The organism is Nocardia citri (genome assembly GCF_054065835.1).
The window spans coordinates 1-26,035 of sequence record NZ_JBSUQM010000043.1; the positions used below are offsets into that span (position 1 = coordinate 1).

General features: G+C 63.6%; 31 protein-coding genes and 1 pseudogene. 20 read left to right on the plus strand and 12 right to left on the minus strand.

Annotation, left to right across the window (positions count from 1 at the left end):
• Both ACW2Q0_RS30245 and ACW2Q0_RS30250 read left to right on the plus strand, forming a co-directional pair.
• Positions 1–1,435: ADP-ribosyltransferase (locus ACW2Q0_RS30245; protein WP_457194335.1), on the plus strand; the 1,435-nt coding region annotated here is incomplete at its 5' end.
• A 14-nt stretch (positions 1,436–1,449) separates the two neighbouring features.
• Entirely contained in the window at positions 1,450–1,704 is a 255-nt protein-coding gene (locus tag ACW2Q0_RS30250; RefSeq protein ID WP_457194336.1) for a hypothetical protein, read from the plus strand.
• 32 nt (positions 1,705–1,736) lie between these two features.
• Here the strand turns inward: ACW2Q0_RS30250 and ACW2Q0_RS30255 are convergent.
• The 7 genes and pseudogenes from ACW2Q0_RS30255 to ACW2Q0_RS30285 all read right to left on the minus strand — a co-directional run bounded on the left by ACW2Q0_RS30255 (position 1,737) and on the right by ACW2Q0_RS30285 (position 7,211).
• Positions 1,737–2,142 (minus strand): annotated as a pseudogene (locus tag ACW2Q0_RS30255) (transposase).
• Positions 2,046–2,696, minus strand: coding sequence for a helix-turn-helix domain-containing protein (locus ACW2Q0_RS30260; RefSeq protein WP_457194337.1), 651 nt, complete (start codon positions 2,694–2,696; stop codon positions 2,046–2,048). The pseudogene ACW2Q0_RS30255 and the gene ACW2Q0_RS30260 overlap by 97 nt, the downstream one beginning before the upstream one ends.
• A gap of 369 nt (positions 2,697–3,065) precedes the next feature.
• Complete coding sequence (locus ACW2Q0_RS30265) at positions 3,066–4,238, minus strand: cytochrome P450 (RefSeq protein ID WP_457194338.1); 1,173 nt, start codon at positions 4,236–4,238, stop codon at positions 3,066–3,068.
• Positions 4,239–4,468: 230 nt separating this feature from the next.
• On the minus strand, positions 4,469–5,044 hold the full coding sequence (locus ACW2Q0_RS30270; RefSeq protein WP_457194339.1) for a GNAT family N-acetyltransferase: 576 nt from the start codon (positions 5,042–5,044) through the stop codon (positions 4,469–4,471).
• A 518-nt stretch (positions 5,045–5,562) separates the two neighbouring features.
• Positions 5,563–5,868 carry a DUF1330 domain-containing protein gene (locus ACW2Q0_RS30275; RefSeq protein WP_457194340.1) on the minus strand — a complete coding sequence of 102 codons (306 nt, stop codon included), beginning with the start codon at positions 5,866–5,868 and terminating at the stop codon, positions 5,563–5,565.
• Positions 5,868–6,545, minus strand: coding sequence for a type 1 glutamine amidotransferase domain-containing protein (locus ACW2Q0_RS30280; RefSeq protein ID WP_457194341.1), 678 nt, complete (start codon positions 6,543–6,545; stop codon positions 5,868–5,870). Before ACW2Q0_RS30280 ends, ACW2Q0_RS30275 begins: the two co-directional genes overlap by 1 nt.
• 78 nt (positions 6,546–6,623) lie before the next feature.
• Entirely contained in the window at positions 6,624–7,211 is a 588-nt protein-coding gene (locus ACW2Q0_RS30285) for a TetR/AcrR family transcriptional regulator (protein ID WP_457194342.1), read from the minus strand.
• Positions 7,212–7,413: 202 nt separating this feature from the next.
• Between ACW2Q0_RS30285 and ACW2Q0_RS30290 the strand changes: the two genes are divergently transcribed.
• The 5 genes from ACW2Q0_RS30290 to ACW2Q0_RS30310 all read left to right on the plus strand — a co-directional run bounded on the left by ACW2Q0_RS30290 (position 7,414) and on the right by ACW2Q0_RS30310 (position 11,794).
• Positions 7,414–7,911, plus strand: a complete 498-nt coding sequence (locus ACW2Q0_RS30290; protein WP_457194343.1) for a hypothetical protein — start codon at positions 7,414–7,416, stop codon at positions 7,909–7,911.
• A gap of 101 nt (positions 7,912–8,012) precedes the next feature.
• Positions 8,013–9,086, plus strand: coding sequence for an ADP-ribosylglycohydrolase family protein (locus ACW2Q0_RS30295; RefSeq protein WP_457194344.1), 1,074 nt, complete (start codon positions 8,013–8,015; stop codon positions 9,084–9,086).
• A 657-nt stretch (positions 9,087–9,743) separates the two neighbouring features.
• The gene (locus tag ACW2Q0_RS30300; protein ID WP_457194345.1) at positions 9,744–9,899 is read left to right on the plus strand and encodes a hypothetical protein; all 156 of its coding nucleotides are present in this window, start codon (positions 9,744–9,746) and stop codon (positions 9,897–9,899) included.
• A complete protein-coding gene (locus tag ACW2Q0_RS30305) occupies positions 9,896–11,071 on the plus strand; it encodes a hypothetical protein (protein WP_457194346.1) in 1,176 nt (391 codons plus the stop codon). The genes ACW2Q0_RS30300 and ACW2Q0_RS30305 overlap by 4 nt, the downstream gene beginning before the upstream one ends.
• 228 nt (positions 11,072–11,299) lie before the next feature.
• A complete protein-coding gene (locus ACW2Q0_RS30310) occupies positions 11,300–11,794 on the plus strand; it encodes a DUF6933 domain-containing protein (protein ID WP_457194347.1) in 495 nt (164 codons plus the stop codon).
• Between the two features lie 125 nt (positions 11,795–11,919).
• Here the strand turns inward: ACW2Q0_RS30310 and ACW2Q0_RS30315 are convergent, their stop codons facing one another.
• Both ACW2Q0_RS30315 and ACW2Q0_RS30320 read right to left on the minus strand, forming a co-directional pair.
• Positions 11,920–12,324 (minus strand): type II toxin-antitoxin system VapC family toxin, encoded by a 405-nt coding sequence (locus ACW2Q0_RS30315; RefSeq protein WP_457194348.1) that lies wholly within the window; start codon positions 12,322–12,324, stop codon positions 11,920–11,922.
• Positions 12,321–12,557, minus strand: coding sequence for a FitA-like ribbon-helix-helix domain-containing protein (locus ACW2Q0_RS30320; protein WP_457194349.1), 237 nt, complete (start codon positions 12,555–12,557; stop codon positions 12,321–12,323). The genes ACW2Q0_RS30315 and ACW2Q0_RS30320 overlap by 4 nt, the downstream gene beginning before the upstream one ends.
• A gap of 480 nt (positions 12,558–13,037) precedes the next feature.
• On the opposite strand from ACW2Q0_RS30320, the gene ACW2Q0_RS30325 reads away from it, so the two are divergent.
• The gene (locus ACW2Q0_RS30325) at positions 13,038–13,538 is read left to right on the plus strand and encodes a TOTE conflict system archaeo-eukaryotic primase domain-containing protein (protein ID WP_457194364.1); all 501 of its coding nucleotides are present in this window, start codon (positions 13,038–13,040) and stop codon (positions 13,536–13,538) included.
• Positions 13,539–14,346: 808 nt separating this feature from the next.
• Here the strand turns inward: ACW2Q0_RS30325 and ACW2Q0_RS30330 are convergent.
• Together ACW2Q0_RS30330 and ACW2Q0_RS30335 are read right to left on the minus strand one after the other, a co-directional pair.
• Entirely contained in the window at positions 14,347–15,270 is a 924-nt protein-coding gene (locus ACW2Q0_RS30330; protein WP_457194350.1) for an NADP-dependent oxidoreductase, read from the minus strand.
• Between the two features lie 73 nt (positions 15,271–15,343).
• Complete coding sequence (locus ACW2Q0_RS30335) at positions 15,344–16,078, minus strand: SDR family NAD(P)-dependent oxidoreductase (RefSeq protein WP_457194351.1); 735 nt, start codon at positions 16,076–16,078, stop codon at positions 15,344–15,346.
• Between the two features lie 48 nt (positions 16,079–16,126).
• Between ACW2Q0_RS30335 and ACW2Q0_RS30340 the strand changes: the two genes are divergently transcribed.
• On the plus strand, positions 16,127–17,023 hold the full coding sequence (locus tag ACW2Q0_RS30340; protein ID WP_457194352.1) for a LysR family transcriptional regulator: 897 nt from the start codon (positions 16,127–16,129) through the stop codon (positions 17,021–17,023).
• 276 nt (positions 17,024–17,299) lie between these two features.
• On the opposite strand, the gene ACW2Q0_RS30345 is transcribed toward ACW2Q0_RS30340, so the two are convergent.
• Positions 17,300–18,262: a quinone oxidoreductase family protein gene (locus ACW2Q0_RS30345; RefSeq protein WP_457194353.1), complete on the minus strand. Its 963-nt coding sequence runs from the start codon at positions 18,260–18,262 to the stop codon at positions 17,300–17,302.
• 46 nt (positions 18,263–18,308) lie between these two features.
• Here ACW2Q0_RS30345 and ACW2Q0_RS30350 point away from each other — a divergent pair, with 46 nt between their 5' ends.
• From ACW2Q0_RS30350 to ACW2Q0_RS30400, 11 genes are all read left to right on the plus strand, one after another.
• A complete protein-coding gene (locus ACW2Q0_RS30350; protein ID WP_457194354.1) occupies positions 18,309–19,514 on the plus strand; it encodes a hypothetical protein in 1,206 nt (401 codons plus the stop codon).
• Positions 19,515–19,665: 151 nt separating this feature from the next.
• Positions 19,666–19,935 carry a hypothetical protein gene (locus ACW2Q0_RS30355; protein WP_457194355.1) on the plus strand — a complete coding sequence of 90 codons (270 nt, stop codon included), beginning with the start codon at positions 19,666–19,668 and terminating at the stop codon, positions 19,933–19,935.
• Between the two features lie 194 nt (positions 19,936–20,129).
• On the plus strand, positions 20,130–20,609 hold the full coding sequence (locus ACW2Q0_RS30360; RefSeq protein WP_457194356.1) for a DUF6301 family protein: 480 nt from the start codon (positions 20,130–20,132) through the stop codon (positions 20,607–20,609).
• A complete protein-coding gene (locus ACW2Q0_RS30365; protein WP_457194357.1) occupies positions 20,606–21,055 on the plus strand; it encodes a TY-Chap domain-containing protein in 450 nt (149 codons plus the stop codon). Before ACW2Q0_RS30360 ends, ACW2Q0_RS30365 begins: the two co-directional genes overlap by 4 nt.
• Before the next feature lie 35 nt (positions 21,056–21,090).
• Complete coding sequence (locus tag ACW2Q0_RS30370; protein WP_457194358.1) at positions 21,091–21,327, plus strand: hypothetical protein; 237 nt, start codon at positions 21,091–21,093, stop codon at positions 21,325–21,327.
• Between the two features lie 427 nt (positions 21,328–21,754).
• Positions 21,755–22,417 carry a DUF6301 family protein gene (locus ACW2Q0_RS30375; RefSeq protein WP_457194359.1) on the plus strand — a complete coding sequence of 221 codons (663 nt, stop codon included), beginning with the start codon at positions 21,755–21,757 and terminating at the stop codon, positions 22,415–22,417.
• A 113-nt stretch (positions 22,418–22,530) separates the two neighbouring features.
• Entirely contained in the window at positions 22,531–23,013 is a 483-nt protein-coding gene (locus ACW2Q0_RS30380) for a DUF6301 family protein (protein ID WP_457194360.1), read from the plus strand.
• Positions 23,010–23,318 carry a TY-Chap domain-containing protein gene (locus ACW2Q0_RS30385; RefSeq protein WP_457194361.1) on the plus strand — a complete coding sequence of 103 codons (309 nt, stop codon included), beginning with the start codon at positions 23,010–23,012 and terminating at the stop codon, positions 23,316–23,318. The genes ACW2Q0_RS30380 and ACW2Q0_RS30385 overlap by 4 nt, the downstream gene beginning before the upstream one ends.
• Complete coding sequence (locus tag ACW2Q0_RS30390) at positions 23,315–23,812, plus strand: hypothetical protein (RefSeq protein WP_457194343.1); 498 nt, start codon at positions 23,315–23,317, stop codon at positions 23,810–23,812. Before ACW2Q0_RS30385 ends, ACW2Q0_RS30390 begins: the two co-directional genes overlap by 4 nt.
• A 101-nt stretch (positions 23,813–23,913) precedes the next feature.
• Complete coding sequence (locus tag ACW2Q0_RS30395; RefSeq protein ID WP_457194362.1) at positions 23,914–24,231, plus strand: ADP-ribosylglycohydrolase family protein; 318 nt, start codon at positions 23,914–23,916, stop codon at positions 24,229–24,231.
• Positions 24,232–24,634: 403 nt separating this feature from the next.
• Positions 24,635–25,741 carry an ADP-ribosylglycohydrolase family protein gene (locus tag ACW2Q0_RS30400; RefSeq protein ID WP_457194363.1) on the plus strand — a complete coding sequence of 369 codons (1,107 nt, stop codon included), beginning with the start codon at positions 24,635–24,637 and terminating at the stop codon, positions 25,739–25,741.
• Positions 25,742–26,035: the final 294 nt, after the last annotated feature.

Here is a 26,035-nt window from a genome sequence, read left to right on the forward strand (position 1 = left end):
AAACCGCCTGCAAGTGCTGGCCACCGACTGGTTCTATGCGATTGACAACGTCTTGCCGACGCTCGGCCAGTGCAGGGACATGACCGGCACCTACACCGAGGCCAAGAAATGGGCCGAATCCTACGACGCGCGCGCCGAAGCAGCGTTGAAGATGGCCACCGATCTGGCCACCGCGACCCACCATTACGGCGCTGTGCTGCTGGAAATGGGCTACAACCACGCCCAAGCCGAATACACCGCGGCGGGCTCGACCGGTCCCGCGCCGGAAAAGCCGTATACCGGACCTCCCTATTACAACTGCCGTATCCCGCTGCCTTCTGCTGGTGGACCGGGTAACGGGCTCATCGATGGCGGGGTCAAGCTGGTCGAGACCATCGGCATCACGGTGCCCGATGGCAACGTCGAGCTGCTCGACCGCGCCGCCACCACGTGGGCCGGGATCGCTGCGGCCGGACCGGTGCAAGCAATGGCAGGCCAGCTCGACGCGGTGGCCGTCCAGTTCGAGCAGATCACCTCGCCCGAGGCGTCGTTCATCGATGAGGACATCGGCGCACTCAAAGCGGCCGCCGAGGCCGCCATCGCCTGCTTCAAGGAACTCTCGACATCCACCCGTGATCACCATGACGGCTTGGTCGAACTGCGGGCGAAGATGGTGGAACTGCTCAAACAGCTGGGTGAGGAACTACTCAAAGAACTGGCCATCAGCGCCGCCATCGCGGTGGCATCGAGTGTGGTCACCTTTGGTATCGGGGCTGCTGTCGCGAGTGCGCGCGTTGTCGCTATCGCCGCCAAGGTCGGCCGCCCGATCCGCATCCTGATCGAGGCATTCAAGACCGACCGCAATATCGCCAAGGGTGTGCGGGTCGAGCAGGATATAGCCAAACACCAAACCGAGATACGGCGTATCGAGGAGTTGAAGGCCGAACCGAAGAAACCGATCGAACTCCCGAAGCTCGAACACCCGCCCGGCACCGCGAAAATAGAGTTGTCTCAAGCAGAAAGGGACGCCATCACCAGATATACCGGCTCCAGCGGCGACATCAACGGCGCATTGCGCAGCGGAAAGCCATTGACCGCCGAACAGCAAGCCGAGGTCAACCAGTTGAATTCGACGCTCGACAAATTCCCTAGTTATGGGGGCAGGGTCACCCGCCGCACCGATATGTCAGAAGAAGAGCTGGCGAAGTATCAACCCGGTCATACCATCGAGGAGCCTGCGTTTACGTCGTCATCGGCCACCCCGAACGCCGCCAAGGATCGGCCGATAGAATTTCAGATACAGTCGGAGAACGGCAAATATATCGGCCACAATTCCAGCGTCCCCGAAGAGCAAGAAGTGTTGTTCAGGTCTGGAACAGAGTTTATGGTGGTCGACCGATTCGAGGACAAGGCGACCGGCCGGTTGATCATCCAAATGGCCGAACGACCGAAGTAGAGAGGCGAACAATCATGGCGCGAGAAGAAATAAACGGTCGGATATTCCGGTCCGGCGACGACGTGGAATGGTCGATAAGTGATGAAAGAATGGCCGAGATCAAGGCGGGCTTCGCTGAATTTAACCGCATCCGTGACGCGGTACCAGACGAGGAGCAAATTCATTTGCGTGACCGGTTCGGCGACGAGGACAAACTAGGCACCCCCGAAGAAGCCCAGTACCTTGCCGATGTCGAGGAACGCAAGAAGCGCGGAGAGTACTGGGGCTGAAACCACCACCGTTACCTTATATTTATCCGAAACTAAAAGGCTGAGGTGTACACGGTGTGTGGGGCCTGGAAGTAGCCGCGGACGCGGCCGGGGAGCTTCTGGACGCGGTGGAAGAACGAGCGCACGGTGGTCTCCATCTGGGCGGGGTTGGTGATGATCTGGTCGGCCAGAGTGCGTTTCAGGTCAGCGTTGAGCAGTTCGTCGGGGTTGAGGTGCAGGGCGTAGGCGGGCAGGAAGTGCAGCTCGATCCGGTCGGCGCTCGGCCACCCAGTGCTTGATGGCCTTCGAGCGGCGCACGGGGTGCCCGTCGACAACCAGGTGGATCTTCGTCTCGTGCTGCGTCAGCAGCCGGGTAAGAAACTCCAGGAAGGACTTTGTGTTGAACCGGCCCCGGAACACGGTGAAGTGCATGTCCCCGCGCGGAGAGACCGTCGACATCGCGTTGAGGGAGAACCGCTTCCCGGTCCTCGCGACCGTCGGTGTCTGGCCACGGCGGCCCTACGCGCGGCCCGAGAGATGGTCCGAGCGCACCCCGACCTATTCGCCGAACAGGACCACTGCGTCCTCGGCCTTCGCCCGCGCGACCAGCGCGGGATACGTGACCTGCACCCACTCGGCCATCGCATCCGGATTCGCCTCGATCGCGAGGCGGTCCGGGCGCTGGAATGTGAACCCATGCGGCGCAACACCTTTCCCATGCCCTGCTCGGTGAGTGACACACCGAACAACCGCTGGGTCAGCTCGGCGAACTTCCGCAACGTCCACAACAGTCCACCCAGTTCCAACTGCTCCGGCACGAACACCACCAGCGCGTCGTCCTGCGACTGCGTCAGCTTCGCGCCGTCGCCGGCACGTCGCCCCGGCCGCCCCGACTCCAAACCCTCCACGCCACCAACAGCGAACCTGTTGCGCCAGTTACGGATCGAACCTTCCGACACCCCGAACACCCGCTGGGCCTCCGCCGACGTCATGCCATCGCGGATCGCGCCCATCGCCGCATCCGCAACGCGTCCTGCTGCCCCAGGGAAAGCCTGCGCATGTCCATCCTGAGATCATCGCCCACCCACGGAACATCATGTGGCACAACCAATCCGTTTCATATCAATATGTTCGGTGGAGGTTGTAGTGAAGACCGGTTTCGGGATCGTAGAGCTGGCCAGGGAACCGCAGCGGAGTGCCGACCTGGCCCGACCATGCCGTGCCGCCCCAGAGATCGACAGTCGCGGTAGCCACTGTTGCGGCGCTATCGGGATTGGTGATCTCGGTGGTCGAGCCATCCAGCCGGTAGCAGAATCATCCGTATTGAGCGGGGTTCCAGGTACGGGTCGGCTTGTTGGTGAAGATGAACCGCAATGCCTTGATCATGATGTCACCTCCTTCCTGGAGCTCGGTCGGGCGTGGACAGGGCTTTGTGGGGTACGCCGCAGGGTGAACGGCCTGGGGGTCGCGGCATTGGTCACGATCGGTCGGGTATCACCGCCGCCGATGACGCGCAGAGAGGTGTTCTCGATGAGGGTGGTGGCTGCATCGGTGACCAGATCGTGGGCGACCGCGGCGCCGGCGCAGGTGAAGGGGCCGGAACTGAAGGGCACGAATGGGCCGTGTTCGCTCGGTCGAATCCAGCGGTCGGGTTGGAATGCCCCTGGTCTGGTCCAGTGCTTGTTGTCGTGATGGAGCAGATAGGGGCTGACCGATAGCAGGTCGCCGGTCTGGAAGGCGATCCCCCCGAACTCGGCGGGATAGGGGACGGGACGGCTGACCATCCAGGAGACCGGCCGGTGCCGCAGGGCCTCACGTACCACCCAGTCGACGGGCCAAGGCCATGGTGAGCCGGGAGAGTGGAGACTGCCCAGCAGCACCGACCACGCGAGCGAGTAGCCCAGCGGTCCCACAATGGACCGGAACATCAGCACATACAGCTGCGCCACCGTCGCATCGGCGACGCCTTCGGGACAGGCACCGATCACGGCATCGAGCAGATCCCGTGGTTCGGCAGTGCGGCCGGCGGCGCTGCGCCGGTCCCGGATCTGCTCGTTCAGCGCGGTGGACAGCTTGGCGCGCAGCAGCTGCGCCCGCGCCCGCTGTGCTATTCGGGCCGGGCGAAGCGCGCCCACGCGCGCATTTCGCTCCAGTAACTGCCGCAACTCGGGAGAACCATCGGGGTGCAGCAACATGTCCGCGGTGCACCGATACACCAGCTCGACCCCCGTTGCGGGCCAGCGGGTGACGGAGGGCATGTCGAGCACCGCCGCCGCCAGGGACTCGCGATACTCGGGCGTATGCGTCCGCAGAAACGCGCGCACCGCGCGGCCGAAATCGACCTGAGCAGACCGCGAAGGCAGCATTGAACCGAAGAACCCGGACTTCCCCGCATTGAAAGCGCCGTCACTCAACACCGTCAGCGCCAGACCCGTATCGCCGACACACCACCCGCCCCACGGCAGCCCGAACACTTCTACCGGGCTGGTCCGGCGCAGATTCTCGAGGAAACCCAACGGATCACGCCGGAACCGGCGCATCTCTGCAAAACCCATCGGACGGTCCTCTCATAGAGAGGGTGAAGCGATTCATCAGATGTTTTCGAGCGGATTTATCCACTGGCTGTGCCTACAAACGCAGATCAAGCGTAGTCGCGACCAATTTTACAAGCGAGGCCGTGGAGGTCGACCACGAGGCGAGTACCCCGGCCGGGGCCTATCGAACACCGTGCCAGCAGTGATATCGGTTCACGATCACCCGCGACCGGTCATTGAGGTCTAACGGTTCAAACCCGATCCGGCTCGGCGAGGGTTCCGGTTGCCACGCGCGCGTACATGAACATGTCGCGGCGTCGATTGCCGACCTTCTGCCACGATCTGAGGAGCCCTTCGCATTCGAAACCGGCCCTCTCCGCAGTGCGGATCGAAGCGCGGTTCCAAGGTTCCACATAGAGCTGGAGCCGTGGGATATGCAGCTCTTCCAGCGCCCAGGTAGCCACTGCCGCCAGAGCATGCGCGGCGACGCCATGGCCGCGGGCCGAGCGGACCACCCAGTAGCCGAGCGATGCGCGGCCTTCGTCGATGTCCTTCAACCACAGGTCGATACTTCCCAGCGGTGTGTTGTCCCGTCGCCGGACGATCACCATCGGGTATCCGGTTCGATCGGTCGCTCGTTGCAACTGGCGTTCGACAAACCGCGTTGCGGCCTCGCGCGAGAAGGTCGCCGACACCGTGGTTATAGGAATCAAGTCGTCGGCAGAGGCTTCCTCAACAAGCTCCAGGTCTGCCGCAGACAACGACCACGGGCGCAGTTCCAAGTCCGCGGTGGCTCTCAGATGCGGTACTTGCAGGGCATCGTCCAATGGTCAGCCTCCCCACAATATGCACAGGATATCGCCCGGTGTCACCATCGCCACTTCCATTTCCGAGTACCGCGGGCACACGCCGACCCCCGCAATTCGATCGTCTCCGGCAGGCATCGGCCAGTTCATCGCGCGATAGAGGACCGAGCCGAGCCGGAAAGCTGGGCAGGTACTACCCGTCCCGAAGGTAGTACCGAACTCCTCGGGCTGAAAAGGCGCTACTTCGATCCGGAGAACGTCACCGTGCCCGGCGGAGAAGCCAACGGTATCGGCGCACGGATATCAATAGGGTCGTCGGCTCGTCCACACGGGCGAACGCTCGTCGAAACGATCCGGGCATCGGGCGGTGGCGGCCGGGCGTCGCCTCGACATGACGCCCGCGGGGATGCCGGCGCGTTCGGCCAGAACAGCGAAAACCCCACCCTTCGCCAACATTCTGTCGTCTCCTTATTCCCGATCATGAATGGATTGCTGTCGTCCGACGCCTGCGCAGCGGGCGCTGACGCCGGACGAAAAGTTCAGCGCGCCGGCATCCCATCGACGCCGGGCACGATCAGGACGCGGTAGTCCGCCGCAGCCTGCCGGTGCGGCAGCGCGGCTTGGTAGGCCGGGCTGTGGTACCAGGCAAGAGCGTCCTGCACCGTCGGGAACCGGTTGATGAGGATGCCGTCGAGGGGCGCGCCTTCGAGAGTCTCGATCTGTCCATAGCCGACGACCGGGGTGACCGGATGCCCCGCACGGGCCTCCCGTGCCGCGGCGGTGTACACCTCGAGCTCGCCCCGGTCCGTCACCCCCTCACGCAGCATGACCACGTAGGCGCTCATCAGGCAAGCTTCGCGATCAGGGCGTCGGCGGTAGCGGTCGACGACGCCGGGTTCTGACCGGTGATCAGCAGCCCGTCCTCGACCACGTAAGACTCCCAGTCGCCGACCTTGGAGAAGTCACCGCCGAGCTTTTTCAGCTCGTCCTCGACGAGGAACGGAACGACCTCGGTGAGCCCGACCGCCGCCTCCTCGGAGTTGGTGAACCCGGTCACCCTCCTGCCCTGAACGAGCGGGGTGCCGTCCTCGTTGGTCACGTGACGCAGCACTCCCGGCGCGTGGCACACCAGACCGATTGGCTTGCCGGCCCGCAGCGCGCTCTCGATCAAACGCTTCGAGTCCGCGTCCTCCGCGAGGTCCCACAACGGACCGTGACCGCCGGGGTAGAAGACGGTGTCGAAGTCCTCGACCGACACCGAGTCCAGCCGCACCGTGTTCGCCAATGCCGCGGTCGCCGCCGGATCGGCCTCGAACCGACGGGTCTCGTCGGTCCGGAAGTCGGGCTCATTGCTCTTCGGGTCCAGCGGAGGCTGACCACCCTTCGGTGAGGCCAGGGTGATCTCGGCCTCGGCCTCTTTGAAGCGGTAGTACGGCGCGGCCAGCTCTTCGAGCCAGAAGCCGGTCTTGCTGCCGGTGTTACCGAGCTCGTCATGGGAGGTGAGCACGATCAGAACCTTCATCATCTTCTCCTAATAGTAGACCGGTCGTCTAGTATGTATGCATCCCGCACGCCGGTCTCGGTGCGGGAAAGTTCGTGGTTACAGGTGCAGGAGCTGGCTTGTGACCGCCAGCGCGTTGTCCAGCGGGGCGGGATCACGATGGATCTTGGTCATCATGCTGGCGCCGAGCCACAGATCGTAGAGCGTTCGCGCCACGGCGCTCAGCTGCCCGTCGACCCAGAGGGAGCCGTCCTCGGTGCCGCTCGAGATCATGCGCTCGATGCGGTCGATGATCGCGGTGGTGCCCTCCTCGAGGGCGAGGCGCATGGGCTCGGACAGGTCGGCAACCTCGACGCCGAGCTTGACCGCCAGGCACTTGCCTTGGCAGTCCTCGAGGCTTTGCGTCTCACGCCAGTGCTGCCAGTACGCCATCAGCCGCTCGGCGGACGAGCGGCCGGGCTGCGCGAGGATCCCGTCCATCTCGGCGAGATAGTCGGCAAAGTAACTCCTCATCATCGCCTCACCGAAGGCTTCCTTGGAGCTGAACCAGTGATAGAACGAGCCCTTGGGCACGCCAGCCGCACTGAGTACCTCATTGAGGCCGACCGCGGCGTAGCCCTTGCGAGCCATGATCCGCTGAGCGGCATCGAGGATGTCCTGGCGGGTATCGGACTGCGCAACCGGCATGGTCCGAACATAACATAAGAGTAGACCAGTCGTCTAGTAAGTGCGCCGAACTACCCGGCCCCTGGCATGCTGGACCCCGAGGTGCGAGCCGATGCCGCGGGCCTTCAGCACATCGCCGACCTGGGCTGGCGGCCGCCGGCCGGGCGCGACAGCTGGAACTGGTCTTACATCGCTACGGGCCGACTACCGCAGGCTGGCGGCAATGATCACCTCCGGATTGCGGGATGCGTTCGGGATCGCTACCCCAGCGCAGTTGACCTATAAGGCGTGGAACGAGAACAAGGGCAACGCCGACCTCGCCCTACCCCGGCTAGGGCTGACACCAACCGAGGATGAGCCGGCATTGGCGATAGAGCCGAAACTCCCGGCCACGCCGAAACGCCGGTTGCTGCTGATCCTTTCGGGGGAACTCGACCACGATCGACTGGAACAGTCGCGTGACAGGCTCGGTCTGAGCCGCCGCGGCCGTCTCGATGACCCTGATGACATGCAATTCGGTTCACGTGAGCTCGGCGCCGGCGGGGACGCCTCGGTGCTGGCCAAGCTGTGGCGCGACGGTGAAAACCGGTGGTCCATCAGCGTCGAGGTCATGCCCGATGCCCTGATAGACAGCACCGACGTGGACCGGTGGCAGGAAATGTTCGAAACCGCCGCCCGGTCCGTCGGCTTCGATGTTGTCGAAGTCCGTGAATTTCCATGATCCGTTGCGCCTGCTGACGGTCGCACGGGCAAGGGCTGTCAGGGGTTTCGGATGTGGCTGGGTGGAGTTTGTGCCGCCCGGATGCGCAATGATGGTGTCCCGTGGGTGATTACACGTTGGTCTTCGACCGGGTTCGGGGTTCGCTGCTGGGTGGGGCGATTGGTGACGCGCTCGGGTGGCCTATCGAATTCTTGCAGCTGGCCCAGATCCGCCGACGGTATGGAGCCGACGGGGTGCAAGGTTTTCTGCCTCAGCATGACGCGGATGCGCCGCAACAGATTACCGACGACACCCAGATGACATTGTTCACTGCGGAGGGGCTGTTGCGGTCCGTTCCAAGTGTCGACCCGGTGCCGGCGCTGCGGAGGGCGTATCTGCGCTGGTTGCAGACCCAGACACCGGATGCTCCCGTACTGGACGGTGATGGTTGGCTGGCGAGTATGCCGTTTTTGTATGCGGCGCGGGCACCGGGGAATGCCTGTATGTCCGGGCTGAACAAGCAGGCGCTGGGGTATCTCGCTCCAGGCATGCTCGATGAACCCGGTCCGGTGAATCCGGGGTCGAAAGGTTGCGGCACGGTGATGCGGTCGGCACCGTTCGGACTGGCCGGTGCGGGCCCGGACCTCGCGTTCACCACGGCTGCTCGCAGCGCGCAGCTGACCCACGGGCATCCCACGGGATATCTGGCCGCGGGTGCGTTCGCGGCACTGATCGATCGTGTTGTGAGCGGTATCGAGCTGCCGATTGCTGTGCAGCAGACCATTACTCAGCTCGCCGCACTCCCCGCAGGGGCGGAAACCGTGGCGGCGTTGACCCGAGGTGTCGAGTTGTCCGAGGGCGTGGCGAGCGCGGAAAAGGTCGAGCAGGTCGGCGCGGGATGGATCGCCGAAGAGTGCCTGGCCATCGCGGTGTACTGCGCCCTGCATGCGGTCCGGACCGGCGATGTGCGCGCAGCGCTGCTGTTGTCGGTGAACCATTCCGGTGACTCCGATTCCACCGGTGCGGTCGCCGGCAACCTGATCGGCGCCGCCCACGGTGTGTCCGGGCTGCCGATGGAGTGGGCATCCGTAGTCGAGGGTCGCGATGTGCTGGTCCAAGTCGCCGACGACCTCGTCCTGAACTACTTCGTCGGCGACCGGTCCGCGCTACACAACCGGTACCCGTTCGACGAGTGACGGTAAGGAGCCGTTCATTGGTTCGCCTGACTGGTCTGCTGGTTCTCGGAGATCGCGGCCCGTCGGCGAGTTCGTCACCGACTCAACAGCCACGCCAGCGCGTAGCCAGGCAAATCTCGATGCCCACTCGCGTAGCTCAACGGTGCTCAAGGTCGCGTCACCTTCTGTCTTCAGGATCGAACTATCAAGTGCAGCACGACGGGCCGACATCCAATGCGCGTCAAGCGCCACCAGGCGCAACGCCGCCGAGTGATTGGCGGTTGGGTACACCCCAACACGACTCCCGCGTGTGACACGCCATCACATCCAGTGATCCACAGTCGGCACACCGTGCCACTGACAGCATTGGTGACCGGCGGGATCGGGCCCCTCGATCTCCGCCCGGCCACATAGTGTTCGGGTGTGACCGGTCACCGAACGGCAGTGGCATGACCATGACTATCCTCGCCGGGATCTTGGACACATATGGACGGGAATGTCGATGACTGTGGCGGGACGTTGGCGCATCGTGGCGATGGACTTGTGGGATCGCGAAGCCATCGATCTTGTCGAGCCTGGATTCATGGAGTTCCAACCTGGTGGGACGGGTGAGTTCGGTTCATCGCCGTGCGCGGGTGGATGGATTGCTGTACCGGGATCCGTGACGGTTGTGCGTGCGTGGAGTTCAGTTGGGAAGGTGATGACGATGGGGAGCCGGTCAACGGTCGCGGCTGGGCCGTCCTGACCGAATCTGCCACGCTGCGCGGACACCTGTTCTTCCATCTCGGTGATGACTCCGCTTTCACCGCAGAGCCATTCGAGGTGCCGTCGTGAGTGAGTACCAGTACTACGAGTTCGTCGCCCTCGACCGCCCGCTGGACGACCGTCAGCAGGCGGAGGTGCGAGCCTTGTCCACCCGGGCGCGTATCACCGCGACGAGCTTCGTCAACGAATACCACTGGGGCAGTTTCCGGGGTGATATACGTCGGATGGTCGAGCGCTACTACGACGCGCACCTGTATCTGGCGAATTGGGGGACTCGCCAGCTGATGTTCCGACTGCCGCGCACACTGCTCAGTCCCGAGGTGGCAGAACAGTACTGTCTCGGCGACTGTGTCACCGCCGAAACATCCGGCAGGAACATCATTCTCGGCTTCTCGAGCGAGGACGAGTCCGGTGACTGGGTGGAGGACGCGGAGACTTCGTTGTCGGCCATCGTCGGAGTACGCGCCGATCTTGCCGCCGGAGATCTGCGACCACTGTATTTGGCTTGGTTGGCCGGGTACGGTACGTGGGAACGCGATGAGTGGGCCTTCGGGCGCGATCATGATGACCCACTCGAGCCGCCGGTGCCGCCGGGACTGCGTACACTCACCGCCGCTCAGCGGGCGATGGCCGACTTCCTGCGGCTGGACCGCGATCTGCTGCACGTCGCGGCGTCGGTGAGCCCCGATCTCGACGCGGTGGCCGATGATCCGCGTGCGCTCGCCGCATGGACCGCCGATCTCGATGTGGCAGAGAAAGATCGGCTGTTGCTGCTTGTCGCCGGTGACGACGCGGCGAGTGTCCATATGGAACTTCTGCGCCGATTCCGCGAGTCCACGACGGCCGCACCCGACCAGGCGCCACGGCGTACCGTCGCTGACCTGCTCGACGGTACGGCCCGACACCGGAGCGAGCGGGAACGCCGTGAGGCAGCCGTCCGGGCCGAACAGCACGCGCGGCTCGAGGCCCGGCGAGCACGTCAACGCGAACGACGATTGAACGAGCTCGCCTGCGACCAGGACGGTGCCTGGCAACGAATTGAAGTAATGGTCGCGACCAAGAAGTCCGGCCAGTACGACGCGGCGATCGAGCTGCTCACCGACCTGCGCGATCTCGCCGAACGGGACGGCCGCACCGATGTCTTCGCGCGGCAAACGAGAGCATTGCGTGAACGGCACACCCGCAAGGCGGCCTTCATCAGACGTCTGGTCACCGTCGACATCGAGGAGAGTCGGGGCTGATAGGCGGTGCGCGATCGACTTCGGTGCCGCGGACGGGTAAACGGCATTGAGGCGAAACGGACGGCGACTCGACATGGGCAGAGTGCGACCTCGCCAGGGTTCGTCGCAACTGCGGTTCGGGATGGCTTGATCGGGTGTCGGCGATGCGGTGCGATGGCAGAATTTGCGCGATGAACGCTTCCCGCCACCGCGAGACGCTACGACCGTGAGAATCCCGACCATCGCGAAATGATCCTACGGTGTACGAAGAAACTCTTGGCTGTCATCGGCGCCCAGCGGCTCACCAAGCCGACGCCGGAGGCCGATCCCGATGACTGGTACGCCAACCTGCTGTGGTTCAACCGTCGCAAATGTCTCCAGCTGACCCACTCCGCGACCTTGTTCACCGTCTTCGAGGCGGATGTCACCACCGCCGAACTGCGCGCCACGGGCGCACTTGCGACCCGTCTCATCGAACGGGAACTCCACGACGAGCAACTCCCCCTCGAGACGTTCGCCGACACCGGAAAACACGAACTCGTCCTCGCTACGACAGCGGACCGGCAAGTGCTCGGCTGCATGAATGACCTGGCCTTCACTTGCCGGCACATTATCGACAACTCTGGCGGTCTCGACGGTACCGACCACCGGCATCTCAACCGGAGCCTGCGCCGTGTCATCTCGAGTGCCCGTGACTACCGGCCGCCGATCGAACTCGTTGCCAAGGGGTGGACAGCGAGATGAATCTTGCTACTCAACATCGAAATCGAAGCCGGTCGAGATATGTGCTCGTCGGTGGGGACAAGTGCGGTCGCGCACGTCGAGACACCGGACACGAGGGGCTTCGCGCCACTAATACGCACCCCAAATCAGAGCAACGTGACGCGAATGTCTGGTTTGGTCTGTTCGGCGGCTTTGGCGAGCCGGGCATCGAAGGTTATGAGCGGAGCGTCGTGTAGGACAGCGACCGCCAGGTAGGCCGCGTCGTATACCGAGACGTTGTGGCGCATCGCCCAGACCGTATGTAACAGAGAGACATCGGTTCCTGCGTAGACGATCTGCATAGCGGCGAGCGCTCGGAACGCGGCGTCGGCGTCGTTGGCGGTCAAGCGATTGCCGAGCACGGCTTTGCGGAGAGTGCGCAGTACCTCCAATGGCATGTGCGCGGGCGCGATCCAGTCGTCGTCGGCGAGCATCGCCGCTCGCGCGGTATTGCCCTGAGTCGCAGGGCTCGACAAGGCCATAACCATGACGTTCGCGTCGACGACGATCACTCGTCGTCCTCACGGCCGCCACGAATCTCCTGAACGACATCCTCAGCGCCCAGATCGAGGCTGCGGTGCCCTGTCAAGCTCTCGAGCAGATGCTTGTTCCGCTCGGCACGCAACTCTCGTTCCAGCAGGGCACGTAGGTACACCTGAGTGGACTGACCGCGGGCTGCGGCACGTGCGGCGATAGCGTCCCGCACTTCCTCGGGCACGTCCTTGATTTGAATCGCAACGACCATATCTACAGCCTACATGCGAATGTCATGCGCATGTAGCCGATGGGTCGCCGCTTTGCCGACACCGGATCATGTACCCCGTCCATCTACGTCGGTGGATCGACGCCGGATTCAGTCGAGGCATCGCTGGGGGAACAATCTCACCGAGGACTCGGTACTCGGAACCAGATGCGGAGTCACGATTCGTATAGGCCGAAATTTGCCGTCGCGGCCGGAGGCGGACGGGGTTGCGGGAGCAATCGCGTCGGTCGATCAGGCTTGTTCGCAACCTCACGCGGTGGGCGGAATGAGCAAACCCATCCCGTAACCACCCTCAGCGGTAGAAACGATGGCTCGGCACACTGGATGGCCGTGGAACGCTTCCCCGGCGAGCTCGAGTCCCTCCGTGCCGACAACGCCCGCCTGCGGCGGTTGCTCGACCTCACCGAAAACCAGGCGCGCGCAGCCGATCCGGACCAGACCGCAGTGTCGACCCCGGTCGACATGCGTTCGGCTCCGGAAGCCAAGGTTCGGTTCTATCTCGACTTGTTCCGTTGCCGGCCCGATATTTACGCGATTCGGTGGGAGAACCGCCAGGACGGTCGATCGGGCTGGATGCCCGCGATCCGGGGACGTTGGCGCACCGGCATGTCACGATCGGAGGCGTCGTACCTGCCGCTCACCGACGAGGTCGTCGCCGCCCATCTACGGGGGGCGCACCACATTGGCTTGTATCCGCTGGGCGACGACGACACCTGCTGGTGGGTCGCCGCGGACTTCGACAAAGACCTCCCTACTCAGCGCCCGATCCGAGCGCGGTATCGATACGCTCTACCAACTCGCGCTATCGACCGATCCGCAGGGTCTTACCCTGCTGCTGACCGCTTCGAAATTCTCCGCGCCGCTGACCAAAGTCTTCGACGTGGCCCAGACCGCCATCGCGGGGCCTCCCCTGGACGCTTCACCGTCGATCCTGAAGGCCCAGGACCTCTACCGGCGCCCTGATCAACCGGATCGTCATCGTGGACGAGCGCGACCCGTCCACCCGCTTCGTCCACATCCAGCTGTTCGACACATAAACCGCGTGCCAAGCCAGGGCGAGGATAAGTAACCCACCAGCGCCGCGACGAAGAGCAGCAAGACCACAGTCGCAGGGCGTTTCCGCCAGCGCTCAGCGAGGGCCGCTGTGCCACAGCGGGTCTGATTCGACCACGCGACGGCGACCGTTTCGTCAGCCTCGAACTGGGGGTTGCCCCATCGCTGATCATCGTCGCTACGGTTTCCCCGTCGGCCACGAGCCTGTGCGCTACATGCCGTCCGAACACCGTTGCAACCCTCGATCGCCCACACCCGCTGCGGGAATCGTTGTGCAGCGGTGAGCATTTCACCGTATCCGACGGTGTCGGTGCCGTAACGCCCGGTCGCGAGGATCTTCGCGTCAGGGTCGATGATTTCGATGGTGGCCGAGCGTTTGTGCGGGTCCATCCTTCCAGATCGACGGATCGGTATCCGTGCAGGAAGGCACCGCTACTTCGAGCCAGGGCAGACCCCTTTCCAGCCACGCCCGCACGGTAACCCGATGGGCCGCAAGCCATTAGCGAGCCACACCGATGACGCTGGTGGGCAGCCGAATAGGGGGCTTCCCACCGGGTACCTGGGAGGGATCAAGCCCTGACACCAGTCTCAAGTAGCCGAATACCGGATATGTAGTCGGCGGTGTCGTGGTCTTGGGGTGGCAGACAACCGTGGTGACGGGGATCAGCCCCCGCGGTCGGGCAGTCCCCGGAAAGCGCGCCGCACTGTGTGGCGCCGACTAGGGCATCAGCACGATTTTGCCGTGGGTGTGTCGGCGTTCGAGTTCGGTGTAGGCCTGACGAACCTGCGTCAACGGGTAGACGTTCGCGATCGGGACTTCGAGGTGTCCGGCGGCGATCAGGCCGGCCAATTCGGCGAGCACCTCGGCGCCCGCCCTGCCGTTGGGCCCGGGTTCGGTCTTGACCCCATACTTCGCGGCTGCCGCGAAATCGATGATGGTGTCGATCCGTTCGATTGCGACGCCGAGAGCGAGGGCCAGTTCGACGTACCCGCCGCCGTAGGTGTCGATGAAGGCATCGACGCCGCCCGGTGCGGCGGCCTTGATCCGGTCCATGACACCGTCACCGTATGCGACCGGGATCACGCCGTGGCTGTGCAGCCACTCGTGGTTGCCCTCGCTGGCCAGGCCGATGACCGTGGCTCCGGCACGGCGCGCGAGCTGAACGGCGAACGAGCCGACTCCTCCGGCTGCTCCGGAGACGACGACGCTCTCGCCCTTCTCTAGCTGTACGGAATGCACTGCCCCCCAGGCGGTCACGCCGGCGACGTAGAGGCCGCCCGCCACCTCCCATGAGACGTTTTCCGGTTTGGGGGTGAGGTTGTCGACGTCGACGACGACCAGCTCGGCCTGAGCGGCTCGCTTCTCGCAGAATCCGATCACCTCGTCGCCAGGCGAGAATCGGTCGGCTCCGGCGCCGATCTCAACGACGACTCCGGCGAGATCGCTGCCCTGCCCGGAGGGAAAGGTCGAGGGAAAGATGTCCGTCATCGCGCCGGTGCGTAATGCCGCCTCACCGGGGTTGATGCCTGCCGCTCTCACCTGCACGAGGACCTGCCCTTCCCCGGGCACGGGGCGCTCGACCTCGTCGATCCGCAGGACGTCGATTCCGCCGAATTCGTCGTATCTGACTGCCTTTGTCATTGTTTTGCTTCTCCTCCGGCGCGCCACGCGCGGCCGACTTCGGGAACGGGATTGGTTCGCACGGGTGTGCCCGTCACCAGGGCACCGCTCCGGCGTCGTTGAGGAATTCGCCGGTCGGGCCGTCGTCGGGCAGGGTCGCGAGGCGAATCGCGATGGCCGCACCCTGTTGCGGTGTACGGTCGCCGCTGAAACCGGTGAAGTCGGTGGCGGTCAAACCGGGACAGCCTGAGTTGATCAGGATGTTGGTATCACCCAGTTCCTTGACGTACTGGATGGTGACGGCGTTGAGGAAGGTCTTCGAGGCCAAATAGGCAGCAGGAACCGGGCCCATGTCGATGCCGGGTGTGGTTTGCAGGGCGAGCGAACCGACACTGCTGGACATGTTGACGATCCGCGGTGAAGCCGAGCCGCGCAGCATGGGCAGCATCGCGTTGGTCACCCGGATGACCCCGATCACGTTGGTTTCCACGATAGCTCGCACGGTCGCGGGATCGACCGTGGTCGGTGTCTGCGGCATATCGCCGGTGACGCCGTTGATCGCGGCATTGTTCACCAGGACGTCGAGCCCTCCGGCATAGTCGGCAATCAACTCGGCCGCCGCGGCCACACTTGCGTCGTCGGTCACGTCCAGCGGCACACCGAACGCATCGGTCCCGGCCGCGCGCAGCTTCTCCACCGCGGTGTCGCGGCGTTGCCGATCCCGCGCGCCCACACCGATTCGCCAGCCGAGCGCACCCAGGCCCGCGGCGATCTCGTATCCGATGCCTTTGTTCGCGCCGGTCACCAGCGCGATCGTCGGTTCACTCATGCCGTCGATCATGTTGCGGACTCGGGTGGGGCGTCCAAGACCGGTCGGGTGGGCGACGATACCGCACGGGTATTGGTCGTGGTGAGCGCCGGATACGATGACCTCGTGGAGACGCGGGAGTTGCGATACTTCGTCGCCGTCGCCGAGGAGTTGCACTTCGGGCGGGCGGCACAACGGCTCTCGATGGCGCAACCACCGCTGTCGCGGGCGATCCAGCAACTCGAACGACGGCTCGGAGTCGTTCTGCTGCACCGCAGTTCGCGCGCGATCACGTTGACCCAGGCCGGGTCGGTGCTGCTGCGGGAGGCCCGCCTCGCCCTCGAAGCTGTCGAAGCCGCCGAGCGCCGCACCCGCCGCGCCGCACCCGACCGGCCCGGTGTGGTGCTGGCCGCCAAGGCAGGAGCGTCGAGCGAACTGTTGTCGAAGCTGCTCGACGCCTACGCCGCCGAACCCGGCGCGGTCGCAGTCGAGGTGGTGCTGTGCGGGCCCGGCGAACCGGAACGCCTGCTACGCAACGGGAGTGCCGACGTTGCTCTGCTCCACCGGCCCTACGACACGACGGCCGGATTCGACACCGAGGATCTGCACACCGAACAGCAGGTCGTGGTCCTGCCCGCGGGACACCCCCTCGCCAACCGACCCCGCATGACGATGACCGAGGTCAACGCCCTGACCGACCTGCCCCTGCCGCGCTGGCCCCGACCCGACGGAAGCTATCCGGACGGCCCCGGCCCGCAGGTTCGCGACCACACCCAGTTGACCCAGCTGATCACGCTCGGACGGGCCTGCGCGGTCATGCCCGAGTCGCTGCGAGCCCAACTGCGCGACGATCACGCCATCGTGCCGGTGCCGGACGCACCAGCCGTCACGACCGTCATCGCCTGGCCACCACACAGCAGATCCAAAGCCATCGCCGACCTCGTCTGTACGGCGATACGCCTCTAGCCGACAACATCCGCAAATGCCGCTGACGAACCCCACTAAAAGCTCGGTTCGAACCGTATCGAACGCACGACAATGCCGCTGGGCACGCGATCCGCGAGCGTCCAGATCTGCCGCGTAGCGCGGGTTCGCTGGCGATGCGCGCTCATAGCCGAGAAGCGCGCATCGAGTGGACGCGTGCTTCTGTCGGGAGGGTGCTGTGTCTCGGTCCTGCGGTCGGCCACAGGGCCGAGTGTGCGCCTGTGGCCGACCGGCATGTCAGGATCAAGCAGGCGTGACTTAAAGCACCAATTTTCCTGTGGTGGAGCCGGACTCGATGCGACGGTGCGCTTCGATCGCTTGATTCAGGGGCAGCGTCTCGACCTGGATCCGGAGGTCTCCGGCGGTGGCGGCGGTGACTGCGCGACGCAGTGCGGTTCCCGCATCGGCGGGATAAGCCGACGAGAAGGCAGCCAGGTTGAACCCGGAGACCGTCTTGTTGCTGAACCATAGTTCGTTGGCTGACATCCCGACGTCCTCGGCGCCGGAAGCGTTGCCCATCACCACCATGCGCCCCATCGGAGCGAGCCGGCCCAGGCTGGCGCGGCGCGTTGGTCCGCCGACCATGTCGACTACGATGTCGAACTCGCCCGCATCGGCGAGCTGGTCTCGAAGGATCACTTCGTCGTAGCCGAACGCGGTGGCGGTCGCGATCTTCTCAGGGGTGCCCACGGTGCCGACCACGCGACCCGCGCCCAATAGTCGGGCTACTTGGCCGAGCTGGCTGCCGACACCACCGGCCGCAGCGTGCACCAGTACACTCTCGCCGGGTTCGATCCGGGCGACACGGTCGAGGACCAGGAACGCGGTGGTGCTGTTGGACGGCAACGCCGCAGCCGTGACCGGGCTCAGCGACTCCTCGAGCGGGGCGACCAAGTCCGCGGCGGTGACCGCCACCTCGGCGTACCCGCCGCTGTCGACAATGGTCAACGCGGCCACAGGCTGACCGACAGTCAGTCCCACCACCTCGGCTCCCACAGCGCGGACGTGGCCGGATATCTCGATGCCGGGCACGAACGGCAGCGGGACGTCGACCACACCTTGCCGGTAGAGGATCTCGGCGAAGTTCGCACCGGCGAAGGCCACATCGATGGCGACCTGACCCGGCCCGGGCTCGGGGACATTCACGGCGGCCTCCCGCAGCACCTCGGCGGGGCCGAACTCGGGGATGATGACTGCCTTCATCTGCTTGGTGTTGCTCATGGCACCAATCCTGCGGTCCCTGCACACCAATAGGCAGTGTCAGTTCATGGCAAGAGATCATTTGACCACAGGGCAACGGCTCGAACTCGAAAGCCGCCTGGACGTGCTGCGCGACTTCGATCTGGGCAACTCGGCAAAAATTGCCGATCACCTTCTGGAAATCAGCATCTACGAGCAAACTCATTCGGTTACAGCTGAACTCTCAGTTGCCGAACGACACCTCCTGGAGACTGCCACTCAGAAGGTATTGGAATTCCGCGAAGGACACCTCGAGGAACGTGCACGATTCGTCCAGCACGAACTGAACAGAGCTCATGAATTGGAGCGCATCCTTGCTGAGGGCAGGGCCCCGGAACTGGCCGATGTGCTACAGAACTACAATGCCGTGGAACGTGTCATTCGGCATGAGCAAGAAATGGAAGCTCGAGCGATTCAGAAATTGGGACTGGATCCGAAGCATGAACGAATTGTCGCTCACGGGCTGGAATTCGATCGCGCCAGCACCCTCGTCAAAGCAAGCGATGCGTTCCGAAATGAATTCGTCCGGCAGGCTACCGAAAAGGTCATGGAGGCTCGCGCACCGGAGGAACGAGCAACTGCACAATTCGTGGAAATAATCCGCGAACGGGCCCGGGAACTCGAACAGGCCGCCGCGCTGGGTAAGGAACCCGATCCCGCGCAGGTGCGCGAGATGTATAACCAGATTCACCGTGCTGTGGAACATGAACGAGCAGTCGATTCACGCGCGCTCGAAACGTTGGGGCTGAATCGCGTGCAGACCGATATCACGACCCGGATTTTGGAGGCCGGACGCGCCCGGACATATGAAAATGTATTAGATGTTTTCGGTCGTGAGCTGGTTCGGCAGGACCACAATGAGACCGTCGGGCAGGCAAAGGGTCTCGAGCTGACTGGGGATAAAATGCGGACCCTCGATCCGAAAGTCTATCAATTGGTCCGCAATCACGATCCGATCGGAAGGTCTGCGGAGAAGGGGGTGTTGATTTACCGGCAGCCTGGACGAGAACCGATCGAAGTTCCGTACGACTCGCTCGCGCGCCGCTATGCGGAAGCTGCCAAGGGGATCGAGCGCGGGTTCCCGAGCGAAATCATTGTCCAACACTTCCTATGTGAAGTCAGTCAAGGCCAGGATGCGCGGGAGTCTGTGCGGGAGCGTCCGGAAGAGGCCCCGCACCGGACAAGAGCCAGGGAGATCGAGGCGCTCGAGCGAGGGCTGGAGCGCGAACGCTAGCGTGAGCGGAAGGGTATCGGATGCCGCTGTTGGCCAGGGATCGAGCAACTAAAGGTGATCACGTGATGGAATGGCGTCGATCGACACCCTCGAATGACGATAACAAGTCTCTGAGGCTTCCCTTACTGGGACCTGACTGGATCGATGCGACGTGAAACTTCTGAAAAGACAACTGACGCTGGTCCTGCATGATCGGCTCGACCCATCTCACCTCGAAATGCACTGCCATGAGGCATCGCCGCAGAATCCGCCGAATTATTTCCTCCTCGAAGGCCATATCGATGGCGCCGTCGAGGCCGCCGTTACCCGGCTACATGAACTTGCCGAACACTGCCGAAGCGCGAAACTCGAATTCAGTATCGACTATGAGGAAGTCGATGCGGCCGGTAATCCGTTGAGCGAGGAACGTACCATCAACTGATCCACTGGCCCCGAGCTAGATCCGGATGCGCTGGGGGCTATTGCTGCTGAAGCGCGTCTCTGCGCCAGCGCTAATGCATGGCCATGACTGTGACATCGCTCGGGTTGGTAATAATCGGATCTCAGGTCTTCACTAGTACCAGGCGTCCGATCCGGCGATATGAATAAGGTGAATCCATGGTGGGATGACGTGCGATGACCGATGACGAGATAATCGAATTGGCTACCGGATTGCGGTCGTCGGACTGGTCGTGGCAGCTGCAGGATATGCCCGCGATAGCGGCAAGGTTCGACTGGAAGGTATTGATGACCCGGAAGGATTGGGTCATGCTCGACTGCGGTTTCGGGCTGAGCAGCGGTGCGGTAACGGGCCGCGACGGGGTGGCCGAGTCCATCGAGTTGATGGTGACAGGCTCCGCGAGGGAGGACGCGACCGGCCGAGCGATGGTGCGTGACGCGTTCGTCAGGATGGCCGAGGCCATAACCGGCGCCCTCGGCGAACCGACCGCCCGCATACCGGGGGAAACCGCAGAAATCCGTTGGGCTTCCCCGGAAACAACACTGCTCCTGAAGAATCTGAGTCTCGCACATACTGTTCAGCTGACGTATCAGACGAACGCCTCGCTGGCGGCTTTCGATAGATCCATCGAATTCGAACGGCAGGGCCTGATATGACGGATTGGACGGGGTTCGCCGAGCGACTGGCCGAGCAGTTAGCGGTACTGCCCGCGGGCGCGATTGTGAAGATCGTAGAAGCGGGACCTCCTCCAGGACACCAGCGGTTCGCGCAGTTCGCGCAGACGGACAGCGAGCTACTGGCCGAATTGGTAGGCGATGAGTTCCTCGAACCCACCGCCCGGCCGGACGAAACAGGTCACCGCCTGATCACCGAGTCAGGCTGGCAGGAACCCGATGACGACCACGGCCCATATTGGTGGATCGAGCTGCCTTGGCCGGTCAATTCAGCCATATACCGCCAGTTGGCGGCAATGGTGGTGACCGGACTCCGTGACGCGTTCCGCATCAGCGACCCGGGGTCGTTGACCTACACCGCATGGAACAAGAACGCGGACGAACGCGACCTTCACCTGCCACTGCTCGGGCTGGCACGCCAGGGCTGATCGGTTGTCATCCGAGCTTTCGGCACAAGGAGACCATGACATTGGCACTGTACGCAGAAATCGAGAAAATTGAAGAAGACGAGCAACGAGTTCGGTACCGATACACCGATATACAGGGCAGCCAGTACACGCTGGTCCTGAACAAGGCCACAGAGGTAATCGCGGCGGAGAACGCCGCCGACGACATGCTCTACCGCGCCGTTGCGAGAAAGATCGCAACGGCATGGCTGGACAGCGGCACAACGCCCGAGCGCCTCGTCGTGCAGTCGTGAAGGCACCATCCGGAGGCATTGAATGAAACTGATGCAGCGGTTTCGTCTGGTCACAACAGGTCGGCTCGACCAAACCCAACTCGAGGAACTTCGCACGGTCATCGGGCTTACCCCATCCGGAGCTGCCGAGGATGCAGTAGGCAGCGAATTAGGGTGTCGAATCCGAAACCACCCGCGATACCCCTCAATTCGCGCCTCTACTATCACGCTGCTGCGCACCGGCGCCGATGAATGGTCCATCACTATTGATGCCCTCCCCTTCTTCGACATCTCGACATTGATCGGGCTCGTCGAAGTCGGCTGCCGCGCAGCAGGACTGACTGTCATCGGTCGGCATCTGTCAGCGGACGCAGCGCCCAGCGACGCAGCGCCCAGCGACGCCTCATTGGAGCGCGCACGCAAACTTCTGGAAGAATCCAGAACACGAATGTGGAGTACTACCGTCACATTCGGCACACCGCCCCCCGAAGCACCGCGAGCCCGTATCACTTCCGAAGACGACCTGACACTCGACTACGCGGCAGCCACCGAAAAGCTGTTGACACGCCCCGCAGTCCAACCTGCGTCGAAACCCCTCTTCGCCGCCGACCACATCCCCGTCGCGCAGCCCACGTCGCGACCAGTCGGATGGCAGGCATTGTCCGACAACGACATCGCCGATCTCGCCGAGAAACTACGCACGCTGGTCTGGTCATGGCGAATGGACGATCTGCTGCGCCTGGTGATCGTCTTCGGTTGGCAAGAACCCACGATCCACTCAACGGAGCGGGTTCAGTTCGCCACCGGGCTCGGCCCGGACACCGTCGACATCATCGGCATCGACCTCGACGCAGTACGCGTGGAAGTCACGGTCACCACCCAGGCGGCTGATGCACCGGACAGCCGCGATAACACAGTGGCGGCTTTTGCCCGGATGGCGGACGTACTAACCGGATCCCTCGGCGAACCAAGCGCTCGCCTCGACGACAGGATTTCCGAAATCCGCTGGGCCGGTCCGGAAACAACCCTGCGGCTGATCGACTTCCACCACACGGTCCGGTTACAGCTGGTAACCAACGACTGGCTCAGCGCCCTCGACCAAGAGGATTGACCACACCCATCAACCAGCGAGCCGGAATTGGCGGAGCAGGCCAAGGCGCATGAACATGAGAGTGTGGACAGGCTCGGAATGGCCGAGCTCGAGAGTGACGATAGGGCGGGGTTATGCCGGGTTGGCGGGCGCTGAGCGACACCGAGATTATCGAGCGGGCGCTTCGATTGCGGTCGCTGCATTGGTCGTGGCGGTTGGCTGACGTGCCGGACCTGGCCGCGGAATTCGATTGGCGCATAGAGCGAATCAGTCCACATTCGGTACGCCTTGATGTCGGATTCGGGCTGGCAAGTGGCCGGGTCGACGGCTCGGATGGACAGGCCAAACACATCGTGCAGTCGGTGACCGACCGCAACTCCGATGAGGCCGACAACGTGTGGGACGCGTTCGTGCGGATGACGCATGCGCTCACTGGTGCCCTCGGTGAGCCGACCACGCGAATCCCGGGTGAGGATCCCGAAGTGCGGTGGGCCGGACCGCAGCAGACCCTCATGCTGAAAGCGTTTCCCAGCGTGGTCAACCTAAAGCTGGCGCCCAACGAACAGTTGGCTCTCGATGACGAGGGAGACGCGCTGGTAGAAGCAGGACTGTTGTGATCGGCTGGGACGAGTTCACCGAGAAGTTGGCCGACCAGTTGGCCGCACTGCCCGCGGGTGCGATTGTGTCCATCAGGGAGCGTGTACCGAACCCGGATCGGCGCCGATATGCGCAGTTCTATCAGACCGATACCGAGCTGTGCGCCGAACTACCCGGCCCCTGGCATGCTGGACCCCGAGGTGCGAGCCGATGCCGCGGGCCTTCAGCACATCGCCGACCTGGGCTGGCGGCCGCCGGCCGGGCGCGACAGCTGGAACTGGTCTTACATCGCTACGGGCCGACTACCGCAGGCTGGCGGCAATGATCACCTCCGGATTGCGGGATGCGTTCGGGATCGCTACCCCAGCGCAGTTGACCTATAAGGCGTGGAACGAGAACAAGGGCAACGCCGACCTCGCCCTACCCCGGCTAGGGCTGACACCAACCGAGGATGAGCCGGCATTGGCGATAGAGCCGAAACTCCCGGCCACGCCGAAACGCCGGTTGCTGCTGATCCTTTCGGGGGAACTCGACCACGATCGACTGGAACAGTCGCGTGACAGGCTCGGTCTGAGCCGCCGCGGCCGTCTCGATGACCCTGATGACATGCAATTCGGTTCACGTGAGCTCGGCGCCGGCGGGGACGCCTCGGTGCTGGCCAAGCTGTGGCGCGACGGTGAAAACCGGTGGTCCATCAGCGTCGAGGTCATGCCCGATGCCCTGATAGACAGCACCGACGTGGACCGGTGGCAGGAAATGTTCGAAACCGCCGCCCGGTCCGTCGGCTTCGATGTTGTCGAAGTCCGTGAATTTCCATGATCCGTTGCGCCTGCTGACGGTCGCACGGGCAAGGGCTGTCAGGGGTTTCGGATGTGGCTGGGTGGAGTTTGTGCCGCCCGGATGCGCAATGATGGTGTCCCGTGGGTGATTACACGTTGGTCTTCGACCGGGTTCGGGGTTCGCTGCTGGGTGGGGCGATTGGTGACGCGCTCGGGTGGCCTATCGAATTCTTGCAGCTGGCCCAGATCCGCCGACGGTATGGAGCCGACGGGGTGCAAGGTTTTCTGCCTCAGCATGACGCGGATGCGCCGCAACAGATTACCGACGACACCCAGATGACATTGTTCACTGCGGAGGGGCTGTTGCGGTCCGTTCCAGGTGTCGACCCGGTGCCGGCGGGTCTCGCTGACGTTTTCGCGCTTCTCGTGCCGACCGGTCCGGATTCACCGCTCTCCTAGCCTATTTGATCGCAATTCCCATTGAAACCAGCACCGCGACAACCGAATTCATTGGCCGCAGTTGGCAAGCGGTCCAGTCGTCGTTGTCCAGGCTCAGCAACCCCTGACCCGGTGCCTACCTCTGCCACAGCGCCCGGGTTGTCGAGCAAGACGAGTACCCCGGCACGGATTCCACCCAATCCGGATCGACGTACAGGACGAAGCCCGCTGCGAGGCCGTTGGCCGCGATCTGATCCGCCAAATCACTGATCGGCGCCACGGGTGGTTGACGTATGCGCGACATGCGCCGACGAACAGTCGGCAAAATGGCAGCGAGTGGTGGACTTTCTCATGGTTGCAGACGACAGCCGTATCGCGGACCTGGCTGACTAGGCGGTGTGTCAAAAGTCGTCGATTTGGGAACATGCAAGTATCAGTGCCCGTGCGGGAAGACGAGAAGTTGTTCGACCGGGTGCGTGGGGCGATGTTGGGTGGGGCGGTGGGCGATGCGCTCGGATGGCCCATCGAGTTCTTGCAGTTGCCGCAGATCAGGGAGCAGCACGGGATGGCCGGCGTCACCGATTTCCTGCCGGGCCTGATACCCGATGCGCCGCAACAGATTACCGATGACACACAGATGACGATGTTCACCGCCGAAGGCTTGCTGCGTTGTCCGCCCGGCGCGGATCCAGCCCCAGTGCTGCGGCGCGCGTATCTGCGCTGGCTGACCACCCAGGAGCAAGCCAAGCCCGCGCCCGAACCCGACGGCTGGTTGGCGGGACAGCAGTTCCTTTATTCGATGCGGTCGCCGGGCCATGCGTGCACGAGCGGTTTGCGGCTCCAAGCGAAGGAATATCGGGCGCCACATCTGCCCGGCGAGCCGGGACCGGTGAATCCGAATTCGAAGGGATGCGGGACCGTGATGCGGTCTGCGCCATTCGGTCTCGCCGCGCTCGGTCCGCACAAGGCGTTCGACGCCGCAATGCGATGCGCCCAACTCACCCACGGCCATCCGACCGGCTATCTTGCTGCAGGAGCGTTCGCGGCCCTGATCGACAGCGTTCTGGGTGGGGTCGAACTGCCGATCGCCGTGCGCGACATCATCATCCGACTCACCTCGATGCCAGCAGACAGCTCCGAAACGGTGTCCGCCCTTGCTGGTGCGCTGGCGTTCGCTCATCTGGGCCCGCCAATACCGGAGCGGGTCGAGCAAGTCGGGCAAGGCTGGGTCGCGGAGGAGTGTCTCGCCATCGCCGTCTACTGCGCGCTGCACGCGTACCGGACCGGCGACGTGCGTGGCGCGCTGCTGTTATCGGTGAACCATTCCGGCGACTCCGATTCCACCGGTGCGGTAGCCGGCAACCTTATCGGTGCGGTCCACGGATTGTCCGCACTGCCGCCCGAGTGGGTATCTGCGGTCGAGGGCCGCGACGAATTGGTCCAGATCGCCGACGATCTCGTCCTGAACTTCTTCTACCGAGACCGCTCCCACCTCGAAACCCGCTATCCGCTCGACACTTCGGTGAACTGAACTGAGCGCCAACCTGCTTCGAGGTTCCGTCGTCGTATCGCGTGCACATCTCGTACACGCGCTCGACCTCGCGAGCACCTTCAACGGGCAACTATCCAGAAATTTGCGGATAGTTGCCTCGATCACACATTCGCCATCCGCTAGATCGTCTTCCGTTTGGCTATCATCGGAGCCAATGCATGTCGAGTTGATGTTCGATTCTTTGGATGGACTGTCTGTGGGGGACGCTTTGGGGCAGCAGTTCCCGATCATGCGCCGATCCATCGCAGATCTTCGGGCGGGTAATCTCCCTGC

Excerpts from the sequence above, each read along its gene's own strand:
- ACW2Q0_RS30250 (WP_457194336.1), top strand. The coding sequence starts at position 1,450 with ATGGCGCGAGAAGAAATAAACGGTCGGATATTCCGGTCCGGCGACGAC.
- ACW2Q0_RS30260 (WP_457194337.1), bottom strand. The coding sequence starts at position 2,696 with ATGGGCGCGATCCGCGATGGCATGACGTCGGCGGAGGCCCAGCGGGTG.
- ACW2Q0_RS30265 (WP_457194338.1), bottom strand. The coding sequence starts at position 4,238 with ATGGGTTTTGCAGAGATGCGCCGGTTCCGGCGTGATCCGTTGGGTTTC.
- ACW2Q0_RS30275 (WP_457194340.1), bottom strand. The coding sequence starts at position 5,868 with ATGAGCGCCTACGTGGTCATGCTGCGTGAGGGGGTGACGGACCGGGGC.
- ACW2Q0_RS30280 (WP_457194341.1), bottom strand. The coding sequence starts at position 6,545 with ATGAAGGTTCTGATCGTGCTCACCTCCCATGACGAGCTCGGTAACACC.
- ACW2Q0_RS30285 (WP_457194342.1), bottom strand. The coding sequence starts at position 7,211 with ATGCCGGTTGCGCAGTCCGATACCCGCCAGGACATCCTCGATGCCGCT.
- ACW2Q0_RS30290 (WP_457194343.1), top strand. The coding sequence starts at position 7,414 with ATGATCACCTCCGGATTGCGGGATGCGTTCGGGATCGCTACCCCAGCG.
- ACW2Q0_RS30310 (WP_457194347.1), top strand. The coding sequence starts at position 11,300 with ATGATCCTACGGTGTACGAAGAAACTCTTGGCTGTCATCGGCGCCCAG.
- ACW2Q0_RS30320 (WP_457194349.1), bottom strand. The coding sequence starts at position 12,557 with ATGGTCGTTGCGATTCAAATCAAGGACGTGCCCGAGGAAGTGCGGGAC.
- ACW2Q0_RS30325 (WP_457194364.1), top strand. The coding sequence starts at position 13,038 with ATGCGTTCGGCTCCGGAAGCCAAGGTTCGGTTCTATCTCGACTTGTTC.
- ACW2Q0_RS30330 (WP_457194350.1), bottom strand. The coding sequence starts at position 15,270 with ATGACAAAGGCAGTCAGATACGACGAATTCGGCGGAATCGACGTCCTG.
- ACW2Q0_RS30335 (WP_457194351.1), bottom strand. The coding sequence starts at position 16,078 with ATGAGTGAACCGACGATCGCGCTGGTGACCGGCGCGAACAAAGGCATC.
- ACW2Q0_RS30345 (WP_457194353.1), bottom strand. The coding sequence starts at position 18,262 with ATGAGCAACACCAAGCAGATGAAGGCAGTCATCATCCCCGAGTTCGGC.
- ACW2Q0_RS30350 (WP_457194354.1), top strand. The coding sequence starts at position 18,309 with ATGGCAAGAGATCATTTGACCACAGGGCAACGGCTCGAACTCGAAAGC.
- ACW2Q0_RS30360 (WP_457194356.1), top strand. The coding sequence starts at position 20,130 with ATGACCGATGACGAGATAATCGAATTGGCTACCGGATTGCGGTCGTCG.
- ACW2Q0_RS30365 (WP_457194357.1), top strand. The coding sequence starts at position 20,606 with ATGACGGATTGGACGGGGTTCGCCGAGCGACTGGCCGAGCAGTTAGCG.
- ACW2Q0_RS30370 (WP_457194358.1), top strand. The coding sequence starts at position 21,091 with ATGACATTGGCACTGTACGCAGAAATCGAGAAAATTGAAGAAGACGAG.
- ACW2Q0_RS30375 (WP_457194359.1), top strand. The coding sequence starts at position 21,755 with ATGTGGAGTACTACCGTCACATTCGGCACACCGCCCCCCGAAGCACCG.
- ACW2Q0_RS30380 (WP_457194360.1), top strand. The coding sequence starts at position 22,531 with ATGCCGGGTTGGCGGGCGCTGAGCGACACCGAGATTATCGAGCGGGCG.
- ACW2Q0_RS30390 (WP_457194343.1), top strand. The coding sequence starts at position 23,315 with ATGATCACCTCCGGATTGCGGGATGCGTTCGGGATCGCTACCCCAGCG.
- ACW2Q0_RS30400 (WP_457194363.1), top strand. The coding sequence starts at position 24,635 with ATGCAAGTATCAGTGCCCGTGCGGGAAGACGAGAAGTTGTTCGACCGG.